The sequence below is a fragment of the Streptomyces sp. UH6 genome, assembly GCF_013421635.1.
In the GTDB taxonomy this organism is placed as follows: Bacteria; Actinomycetota; Actinomycetes; order Streptomycetales; family Streptomycetaceae; genus Streptomyces; species Streptomyces abyssomicinicus.
This window is the reverse complement of the sequence record NZ_JACADT010000113.1, coordinates 1-9,928: the sequence shown is the minus strand read 5'-3', so window position 1 is coordinate 9,928 and position 9,928 is coordinate 1. Positions and strand designations below refer to the sequence as shown.

Here is a 9,928-nt window from a genome sequence, read left to right as displayed (position 1 = left end):
GGCCCCCCGCTCAACCTCCGCAACCCGGTGCACGCCACCGAGCGCGAGCTGATCAAGCTCGCCCTGCAACGGCCCGAGCTGGTCGCCCCGGCGTTCGACGCCTACGGCGTCGACGAGTTCACCGCCCCGCCCTACGCGGCGGTCCGCCAGGCCGTCATGGACGCGGGCGGCGCCGAGGCCGGCGCGCGGGACCCGCAGGAGTACCTGATCCGGGTCCGCGACGCCGCCCCCGACGACACCGTGCGGTCCATGGTCACCGAGCTGGCCGTCGAGGCGATCATGGTCCGCCGCCCGGTGGACGAGAACTACGCCGGGGAGCAGCTGGTCGCGGTCCGCCGCCGCGCGGTGGACCGCCGCATCAGTGAGATCCAGAGCAGCCTGGCCCGCCTCGGCCACCAGGGCGACCCGGCGCAGCTCGCCGCGGTGCAGAACGAGGTGTGGGTGCTCCAGCAGTACGGCCAGGCCCTGCGGGAGCGCGGCGCGGCCGCGCTCTAGCCGGAACCGGGCCGCCTGCGAGGGCTGTCGGCGCGACCGCCCTCGCGGGCTGTCGGCGCCCCTCAGGTCAACTCGAGCCCCAGGGTGGGCTCCAGTGCGTCGAGCAACCGGTCCGTGTACTCCTGCCGGCGGCCCTCGAACGGCGGATGGTCGACGACGAACTCCGCCCACTGGACGTCCGCCAGCTGCGCGGCCAGGTGCGCGCGCGTCAGCCGTCCCAGGCTCCTCAAGTACGGCCAGTCCTCGCACCGCTCCAGCACCGGCCGCAGCAACTCCCGTGACAGCGGCACGCGTTCGGCCAGCAGCACCGCGTCGTAGAGGTCCTTGCCCTGTGGGTAGCGGTCGGAGAGCAGCCAGAGCACCTTCCAGGCCAGGGACAGTTCGAGCGTCGCCGCCCGCACCGTGGTGCCGCCGGGCAGCGCCACCGCCTCCGGTTCCTGGAGCAGCTCCTCGTTGAAGACGAAGTCCAGTTGCACCGTGCCGCCGGGCAGGCCGGACGCCTCGGGCGCCGACCACGGCAGCACCATCCGGCGGCCCGGCACCCGCTCGTAGGTCCAGATGTCCTCCGTCACCGCGCCGTCCGCGTGGATCTCCGGGCAGGCGGCCTCCCACCCGGACAGGGACTGCGCGGCCCGGGCGATCTCCTCGAGCATCCGGGGCGTGCCGGGGTCCTCCATCCGCCGCGTGTGCGGCGCCACCACGAAGTCCAGGTCACCCGGCTCGCGGGCCTCCTCGCCGAACCGGAGCGCCATCAGCGCGCTGCCGCGCAGCACCAGCGCCTCGGACCACGCGGACCCGGCCACCGCCTCCAGCACCAGGTCCAGCGCCCGCCGCCGCGCGGCACGCCACCGCACGCCCTGCCGGGCGTGCTCGAAGCGGGGCTCCGAGGCCCGGTAGGCGTCCGTGCGGTGCTTCATCGCCGGGTCGAAGACCGGCTGCTGGGTCACCCCGTCCGCGTCCACCCAGCTCAAGGTGTCCGGCAGGTCGTGGTACCGAGGGTTCTTCCACGGATTCCTGGGCGCGCTCATCCCGCGGCTCCTTCGCCGATCTCCTCCAGCCATCCCGCGTCCACCGACGCGTCGCTGTCGTACAGCACGAACTCCCGCTCCACGTCCAGCACTTCCAGCCCCGACAGGCTCCCCAGCAGCGCCTCCAGCGCCCGCCCCGCGCCGTCCGCGTCCACGTCCCGGCAGCGCTGGGTGACGAACCGCTCGTGGTGGCCCGCGCCGGTGACCCGGCGGGCGTTCCAGGAGAGGTGGGCGCCGTGCGGCGCGACCCGGGCGGCGAGTTCCGGCAGGTCGGCGCCCGCGGGCAGGCGCAGCTTCACGTGGTGCTCGAAGTGCCGGTCGCCGCCGCAGGGTTCGCGCGGCACCTCCGGCGCCCAGGGATCCGACTCGACCTTCACCCGGACCACGGGGAAGCCGTCCGCCTCCAGCTCCGCGGCCACCTCCCGGGCCCGCGCCAACTGGCCACCGTAGGAGGCGGCATGGCGCAGGGTCAGCATCGGCTGGGACGGCGTACGCCCGCGCGCCAGCACCACGTGGGTCAGCTTGAGGCCGCGCGCCGTCGACCAGCCACGCAGCCGGTCCAGTGCGGCGCCGCCCGCGCACCGGACGGTCAGATGCGCTTCGTAGGAAGAACGGGACATCGGCTGATCATTACAGAGGGATTTCCTGGGGCGCACATGAGTTTTGCGTCCAGCGGGTAATCAAGCCGTCACGCACCGGTCCCAGAAAGTCGGCGCACGACCCTCGTGAGGGGGCTGTGTCCTACGCCACACTGAGTCCGGCGCCGAGTACCGGAGCACGCCCGGCCCGCACCCACGGCGCGGCCGAGCCGCCCGGCGCCAGCTCCCGCAGTCGCCCACAGACGCAAGCGCTGCCGCACCGCCCAGCAGCGATTCCCCCTGGAGGTCGCACGCGTGCAGACCCAGACCCTCACCCACACCACCGGACCCTCGCGCGTCCTCGGCGACACCGGCGCGCCGGTCCTGCCGGCGGTGCCCCAGCAGGACCGTGCCGCACACCACCCCGAGGCGCAGGTCGCCCCGTTCGACGAGCCGGCGGGGCCGGTGGAACCCGTGGAACCCGTGGAGGCCCTGGAGTCCGCGGAGCCGGTGGAGGCCCTGGAGCCCGCGGAACCGGTGGAGGCCCTGGAGCCCGTGGAGCCGGCCGAGCCGGAGGAGCGGGGCGCCGCGCGCCGCCGGGCGCAGGCGGCGGGGCCCTCCGCGGACCTGTTCCGGCAGTACCTCCGCGAGATCGGCCGCATCCCGCTGCTCAGCGCCGCGGAGGAGGTCGAGCTGGCCCGCAGGGTCGAGGCGGGACTGTTCGCGGAGGAGAAGCTGAGCCGCACCCCGGACCTGGACAGCCGGCTCGCGCACGACCTGGACCGGCTGGTGGTGATGGGCCGCCTCGCCAAGCGCCGCCTGATCGAGGCCAACCTCCGGCTGGTCGTGTCGGTCGCCAAGCGGTACGTCGGCCGGGGGCTGACCATGCTGGACCTGGTCCAGGAGGGCAACCTCGGCCTGATCCGCGCGGTGGAGAAGTTCGACTACGCCCGCGGCTACAAGTTCTCCACCTACGCCACCTGGTGGATCCGCCAGGCCATGTCCCGCGCCCTCGCCGACCAGGCCCGCACCATCCGGGTCCCGGTCCACGTGGTCGAGCTGATCAACCGCGTGGTGCGGGTGCAGCGCCGGATGCTCCAGGAGCGCGGCTGCGAACCCACCGCGGAGGAGGTCGCCGCCCACCTCGACCTGACCGGCGAGCGGGTCCGGGAGGTGCTGCGGCTCGCGCAGGAACCGGTCTCCCTGCACGCCCCGGTCGGCGAGGAGGAGGACGTCGCCTTAGGCGATCTCATCGAGGACGGCGACGCCGTCTCCCCGGTCGAGACGGCGTCGTTCATCCTGCTGCGCCAGCACCTGGAGGCGGTGCTGTCCACCCTCAACGAGCGGGAGCGCCGGGTGGTCCAGCTCCGCTACGGGCTGGTCGACGGCCGCCCCCGCACCCTCGAGGAGATCGGCCGGCTCTTCGGCGTCACCCGGGAGCGGATCCGGCAGATCGAGTCCAAGACGCTGAGCAAGCTGCGCGACCACACCTTCGCCGAGCAGCTGCGCGGCTACCTCGACTGATCCGCGGCCGGCCCGCCGGGCCGGTCCGTGAGCACGACGAGCCGCTGGGTGGCCCGCGTCATGGCGACGTAGCGGTCCACCGCGCCCGCGACGCCCTCGCCGAACCGCTCCGGTTCGACCAGCACCACCAGGTCGAACTCCAGCCCCTTCGCCAGTTCGGGGGTGAGCGACCGGACGCGGGGCGTCTCCCGGAAGGCGGGGTCGCCGATGACGCAGGCGGTCCCGTCCTCGTTGGCGTCGAGCCACTCCCCGAGGACGTCCCGCAGCTCCGCCACCCGCCCGTAGCGGACCGGGATGCCGGAGGCACGGACCGACGTGGGCACGTTGGCGTCCGGGATCGCGGCCCGGATCACCGGCTCCGCCTCCGTCATGACCTCCTGCGGCGTCCGGTAGTTGATGCTCAGCGACGCCATCTCCACCCGGTCCAGCCCGACCCGGCGCAGCCGCTCCCGCCAGGACTCGGTGAAGCCGTGCCGGGCCTGGGCGCGGTCGCCGACCACGGTGAAACTGCGGGACGGGCAGCGCAGCAGCAGCATCTGCCACTCCGCGTCGGTCAGCTCCTGCGCCTCGTCCACCACCACGTGGGCGAACGGACCCGCCAGCGGGTCGCCGGCGTGGGACGGCAGGGCTGAGTCGTCGACCAGGCTCTCCCTGAGGTCCTCCCCGGCCAGCATGGTCACCGCGCCCTCGCCGTCCGGGTCGGCCGCCACCACGCTGTCGATGACCCCCGCCATCCGCTCCCGCTCGGCGGCGACGGATGCCTTGTGGCGGCGCTTGCGCACAGCGGTCCGCGGATCGCCCAGCCGCTGGCGCGCGGCGTCCAGCAGCGGCAGGTCGCAGACCGTCCACGCGTCCGGCGCCTTCCGCTGCAGCAGACGCACCTCGTCGGGACCCAGCCAGGGCGCGCACAGCCGCAGGTAGGCGGGCACCGTCCACAGGTCGCCGACCAGGTCGGCCGCCTCGACGAGCGGCCACGCCGCGCTCAGCGCCCCGGTCAGCTCGGCGTCGTTCGCCAGCGCCCGGCGGAACAGCACGGCGGGGATCTCGGCCCTGATCCTGCCCTGGAGCATCGCGACCAGTTCGTCCCAGATCTGCTCGCGGGCCTCGTTGTGCGGGGTGCCGGGCTCGGCCGCCGAGAACGCCTCCGCCCAGTCGGCGGCGCTCAGCGGCACCTCGCCCCAGGGCGTGGTCACCGTCATCCCCTCGGTGGGCGGCGACTCGTAGAACCGCACGGCCTTCTCGATCGCCCCCACCATCTCCACCGACGACTTCAGCCGGGCGGCCTCCGGGTCCGGCTCGGGCACCGCCCGTGCCCCCTCGGCGACCAGGTCGCGCAGGGTGCAGGTGCGCACGCCCTCCTCGCCGAGGCTGGGCAGCACGTCGGCGACGTAGTTCAGGTACGGCTGGTGCGGGCCCACGAACAGCACCCCGCCCCGGCGGTGCCCGAGCCGCGGATCGGAGTACAGCAGGTACGCGGACCGGTGCAGGGCGACGACGGTCTTGCCGGTGCCCGGCCCGCCGTCGACCACCAGCGCGCCCCGGGAGCCCGCGCGGATCACGGCGTCCTGGTCGGCCTGGATGGTGGCGAGCACGTCCCGCATCCGCGAGGACCGGTTGGCGCCGAGACTGGCGATGAAGGCGGACTGGTCGTCCAGCGCCGCGTGCTGCTCCGCCAGGCCGTCGGCGGTGAACACCTCGTCCCAGTAGTCGCTGATCCTGCCCCGGGACCACCGGTACCGGCGACGGCCGGCCAGACCCATCGGGCTGGCGTGCGTCGCCGCGAAGAACGGTTCGGCGGCGGGGGAGCGCCAGTCGATCAGCAGCCGGCGGCCCGAACTGTCGGTGAGGCCCAGCCGCCCGACGTAGACGGGCTCCTCCTCGCCGGCCGGCACCATCCGGCCCAGGCACAGGTCGAGCCCGAAACGGCGCAGGGCCCGCAGCCGCGCGGTGAGCCGGTGGATCTCCAGGTCCCGCTCCATCGCCTCCCGGCCCACACCGCCGGGCGCCCGCCGCTCGGCGTCGAGCCGGCCGGACAGCTCGGCGACCGCCTGTTCCAGGGTGGCCGCGACCTCGGCGAAGTGCCGCTCGTCGCCGGCGATCAGCCGGGGGTCGGCCTTGGCCGCCAGCCGCTCGGGCAGGTCGAAGACGCGGGTGGGCAGGGCAGGGGGGTTCACCATTCAGCTCCGTGGCAGGTGGCGGTCGCGCGCCCGTGGACACCGGCGCGGAGCAGCGATTGTGTGGCACGAGGGGGGCCTTGCCGCAAGGCCCCCCTTGCGCTATACCTTAGAAGTGGCGGGAGGTGCGTTCTCCTCCGGCCCACTCGAGACGAACGGTTCGGCCCCACCCGCCAGGCGGGTGGGGCCGAACCGTTGCCGGGGTCACTCCACCTCGGCGACCGCCTGGGCGAACTGCGCCTGGTAGAGGCGGGCGTAGGCCCCGCCCGCCGCCAGCAGCTGGGCGTGGCGGCCCTGTTCGACGATCGCGCCGTCCTCCATCACCAGGATGGTGTCCGCGTCCCGGATCGTCGAGAGCCGGTGGGCGATCACGAACGAGGTCCGGCCGTGCGCCAGCTTCGCCATCGCCTTCTGGATCAGCACCTCGGTGCGCGTGTCGACGGAACTGGTCGCCTCGTCCAGCACCAGGATCACCGGGTCGGAGAGGAAGGCCCGGGCGATCGTGATCAGCTGCTTCTCGCCCGCGCTCACCCCCGCGCCCTCGCCGTCGATCACCGTGTCGTAGCCGTCCGGCAGGGTCCTGACGAACCGGTCCGCGTGGGCGGCCCGCGCCGCCTCCTCCACGTCGCCGCGGGTCACCTCACCGGGCGCGCCGTAGGCGATGTTCTCCGCGATCGTCCCGCCGAACAGCCAGGTGTCCTGGAGCACCATGCCGATCGCGGACCGCAGCTCGTCGCGCGACATGGTGGCGACGTCCACGCCGTCCAGCGTGATCCGGCCGCCGGTGACCTCGTAGAAGCGCATCAGCAGGTTGACCAGCGTCGTCTTGCCGGCGCCGGTCGGGCCGACGATCGCCACCGTGTGCCCCGGCTCCACCGTCAGCGACAGGTCCTCGATCAGCGGCTTGTCCGGGGCGTAGCGGAACGACACCTGCTCGAACCCGACCCGGCCGCGCAGCTCCTCCGGGCGCACGCCCGGGATCGGGTCCGCCTCCTGCTCCTCGGCGTCCAGCAGCTCGAAGACCCGCTCCGCGGAGGCGACGCCCGACTGCACCAGGTTGGCCATCGACGCCACCTGCGTCAGCGGCATCGAGAACTGCCGCGAGTACTGGATGAACGCCTGCACGTCGCCGATCGACAGCGAGCCCGACGCCACCCGCAGACCGCCGACCACGGCCACCAGGACGTAGTTCAGGTTGGAGACGAACATCATCAGCGGCTGCATGACACCGCTCATGAACTGCGCCTTGAACCCGGCCTGGTACAGCTCCTCGTTGTGCTCGGCGAACGTGCGCGCCGACTCCTCCTGCCGGCCGAACACCTTCACCAGCGCGTGCCCGGTGTACATCTCCTCGATGTGCGCGTTCAGCTGCCCGGTGGTGCGCCACTGCGCCACGAAGTGCGGCTGGGACCGCTTGCCGACCCTGGTCGCCACCACGAACGACAGCGGGACCGTCACCAGCGCCACCAGCGCCAGCAGCCAGGACACCCAGAACATCATCACCAGCACGCCCACGATGGACAGGATCGCGTTGACCAGCTGCCCCATCGACTGCTGCAGCGTCTGCCCCAGGTTGTCGATGTCGTTGGTCGCCCGGCTCAGCACCTCGCCGCGCTGCCGCTTGTCGAAGTACGACAGCGGCAGCCGCGACAGCTTCGTCTGCACGTCCTCGCGCATCCGGAACATCGTCCGGTTCACCGCGCGGTTGACCATCCGGGTGGCCACCGCCATCAGCAGACCGGCCGCCACGAACATGCCGAGGGCCAGCAGCAGCACCTGGCCCACCGCAGCGAAGTCGATGCCCTCGCCCGGCGTGAAGTCCACCCCGCCCAGCATGTCCGCGACGCCGTCCTCGCCGCGCGCCCGCATGGCCTCGAGCACCTGCTCCTTGGAGGCGCCCGCCGGCATCTGGCGGCCGACGATCCCCGAGAAGACCATGTCGGTCGCGTGCCCCAGGATCTTCGGACCGGTCACCGTCAGCGCCACGCTCACCACGACCGAGGCGAGCATCACCCACAGGCCCGCCCGCTCGGGCTTGAACTGCGCCAGCAGCCGTCTGGTCGACCCCTTGAAGTCCATCGACCGGTTGTCCGGGCCGGTCCCGGCCATCATCCGCCCCGCAGGCCCGGCCATCAGGCTGCCTCCGCTTCCGTCAGCTGGGAGAGCACGATCTCCCGGTAGGTCTCGTTGTCCGCCATCAGCTCGGCGTGCCGGCCCGCGCCGACCACCCGGCCCTCGTCCAGCACCACGATGCGGTCCGCGTCCCTGATCGTGGACACCCGCTGGGCCACGATCACCACGGTCGCCCCGGCGGTCTCCCGCGTCAGCGCCGCCCGCAGCGCGGCGTCGGTGGCGTAGTCCAGGGCCGAGAAGGAGTCGTCGAAGAGGTAGATCTCCGGCCGCTGCACCAGGGTCCGGGCGATCGCCAGCCGCTGCCGCTGACCGCCCGAGACGTTGGAGCCGCCCTGTGCGACGGGGGCGTCGAGGCCGCCCTCCAGCGTCCGGACGAACTCCTCGGCCTGCGCCACCTCCAGCGCGTGCCACAGCTCCTCGTCGGTGGCGTCCGGGTTGCCGTAGCGCAGGTTGGACGCCACCGTCCCGGCGAACAGGTACGGCTTCTGCGGGACCAGGGACACCGTGCGGGCCAGCACCCGGGGGTCGATCTCCCGGACGTCCACCCCGTCGACCAGGACCTCGCCCTCGGTGGTGTCGAACAGGCGGGGCACCAGGCCCAGCAGCGTCGACTTGCCGGAGCCGGTCGAACCGATCACCGCCGTGATCTCCCCCGGCCGGGCCAGCAGGTCGATGCCCTTCAGCACCGGCTCCTCGGCGCCCGGATACCGGAAGCCGGCCCCGCGCAGCTCCAGCGTGCCGCTCGCGCGCAGCTCGCTCACCCCGGCGGTCGGGGGCACCACGCTCGACTCCGTCTCCAGGACCTCCTGGATGCGCTCGGCGCAGACCTCCGCGCGCGGCACCATCATGAACATGAAGGTGGCCATCATCACCGACATGACGGTCTGCATCAGGTAGGCCAGGAACGCCGTCAGGTCGCCGATGCCCATGGAGCCCGAGTCGATCCGGTGGGCGCCGAACCAGATCACCGCGATCGACGCCAGGTTCACCACCGTCATCACGACGGGGAACATCAGCGCCATCAGGTTGCCCGTCCCGAGGGCGACCTCGGTCAGGTCCTGGTTGGCCTTCCGGAACCGCCGCTGCTCGTACTCGTCGCGGACGAACGCGCGGATCACCCGGTTGCCGGTGATCTGCTCCCGCAGCACCCGGTTGACCGAGTCCAGCCGCTCCTGCATGGTCCTGAACAGCGGCCGCAGCAGGCGGATCATCAGGGTCAGCGCCACCCCCATCACCGGCAGCACCGCCAGCAGCACGCCGGACAGCGGCACGTCCAGGCCCAGGGACATGATCACGCCGCCCACGCCCATGATCGGCGCGGACACCATCAGGGTGAACGTCATCAGCGCCAGCATCTGGATCTGCTGGACGTCGTTGGTGGTCCGGGTGATCAGTGACGGGGCGCCGAACCGGCCCAGCTCGCGGGCCGAGAACGACTGCACCCGGTCGAACACGGCGGCCCGCATGTCACGTCCCAGCGCGGCGGCGGTCCGCGCGCCGAAGTGGACGGCGCCGATGTTGCAGGCGACCTGGGCCAGGGAGATCCCCAGCATCAGGGCGCCGAACGTCAGGATGTAACCCGTGTCGCCCTTCACCACGCCGTCGTCGATGATGTCGGCGTTGAGGGTGGGCAGGTAGAGGGTCGCGCAGGTCTGCAGCAACTGCAGCACCACGACGACGGCGATCTGTGTGCGGTAGGGCCGCAGGTGGGCCCTGAGGAGTCGTATGAGCACGCCGATACTTTCGAGAGGCCGACGAGAAGGGGACCGCCTGTGCGGACCCCACGCCGCCTATCGTCGGACACTCCGGTGGTGTTACCTCAAGTCGATTGAGCCAAGCGCGGGCCAAAACCGGGTCAGGGTTCAGCCGTGGGGGTGCGGGCCCCACCCCGGGGGGCGGGCGCGGGGTGCGTGCTCGCGGGCCCGTCAGGCCGGGAACGCGCCCGGATGCGTCTGTTCGCGGACCGCCCCGTACTGCTGGCGCACGGCCTTGCCGA

General features: G+C 72.8%; 5 protein-coding genes and 2 pseudogenes. 2 read left to right on the top strand and 5 right to left on the bottom strand.

Annotated elements, in window-relative coordinates; translation table 11 throughout:
- A pseudogene (locus HW445_RS09265) lies at positions 1-495 on the top strand (DNA primase); the annotation flags it as partial.
- 62 nt (positions 496-557) lie between these two features.
- Here the strand turns inward: HW445_RS09265 and HW445_RS09260 are convergent.
- Both HW445_RS09260 and HW445_RS09255 read right to left on the bottom strand, forming a co-directional pair.
- Complete coding sequence (locus HW445_RS09260) at positions 558-1,523, bottom strand: nucleotidyl transferase AbiEii/AbiGii toxin family protein (RefSeq protein ID WP_257230949.1); 966 nt, start codon at positions 1,521-1,523, stop codon at positions 558-560.
- A complete protein-coding gene (locus HW445_RS09255) occupies positions 1,520-2,143 on the bottom strand; it encodes a hypothetical protein (protein ID WP_180220544.1) in 624 nt (207 codons plus the stop codon). Before HW445_RS09255 ends, HW445_RS09260 begins: the two co-directional genes overlap by 4 nt.
- Positions 2,144-2,373: 230 nt before the next feature.
- Between HW445_RS09255 and HW445_RS09250 the strand changes: the two are divergent.
- Positions 2,374-3,625 (top strand): annotated as a pseudogene (locus tag HW445_RS09250) (RNA polymerase sigma factor).
- Here HW445_RS09250 and helR read toward each other — a convergent pair.
- From helR to HW445_RS09235, 3 genes are all read right to left on the bottom strand, one after another.
- Positions 3,613-5,802 (bottom strand): RNA polymerase recycling motor ATPase HelR, encoded by a 2,190-nt coding sequence (gene helR / locus HW445_RS09245; RefSeq protein ID WP_180220542.1) that lies wholly within the window; start codon positions 5,800-5,802, stop codon positions 3,613-3,615. The pseudogene HW445_RS09250 and the gene helR sit on opposite strands and share 13 nt — an antisense overlap.
- Before the next feature lie 201 nt (positions 5,803-6,003).
- Positions 6,004-7,932: an ABC transporter ATP-binding protein gene (locus tag HW445_RS09240; protein WP_180220541.1), complete on the bottom strand. Its 1,929-nt coding sequence runs from the start codon at positions 7,930-7,932 to the stop codon at positions 6,004-6,006.
- Complete coding sequence (locus tag HW445_RS09235; protein ID WP_180220540.1) at positions 7,932-9,665, bottom strand: ABC transporter ATP-binding protein; 1,734 nt, start codon at positions 9,663-9,665, stop codon at positions 7,932-7,934. The genes HW445_RS09240 and HW445_RS09235 overlap by 1 nt, the downstream gene beginning before the upstream one ends.
- Between the last annotated feature and the right edge of the window lie 263 nt (positions 9,666-9,928).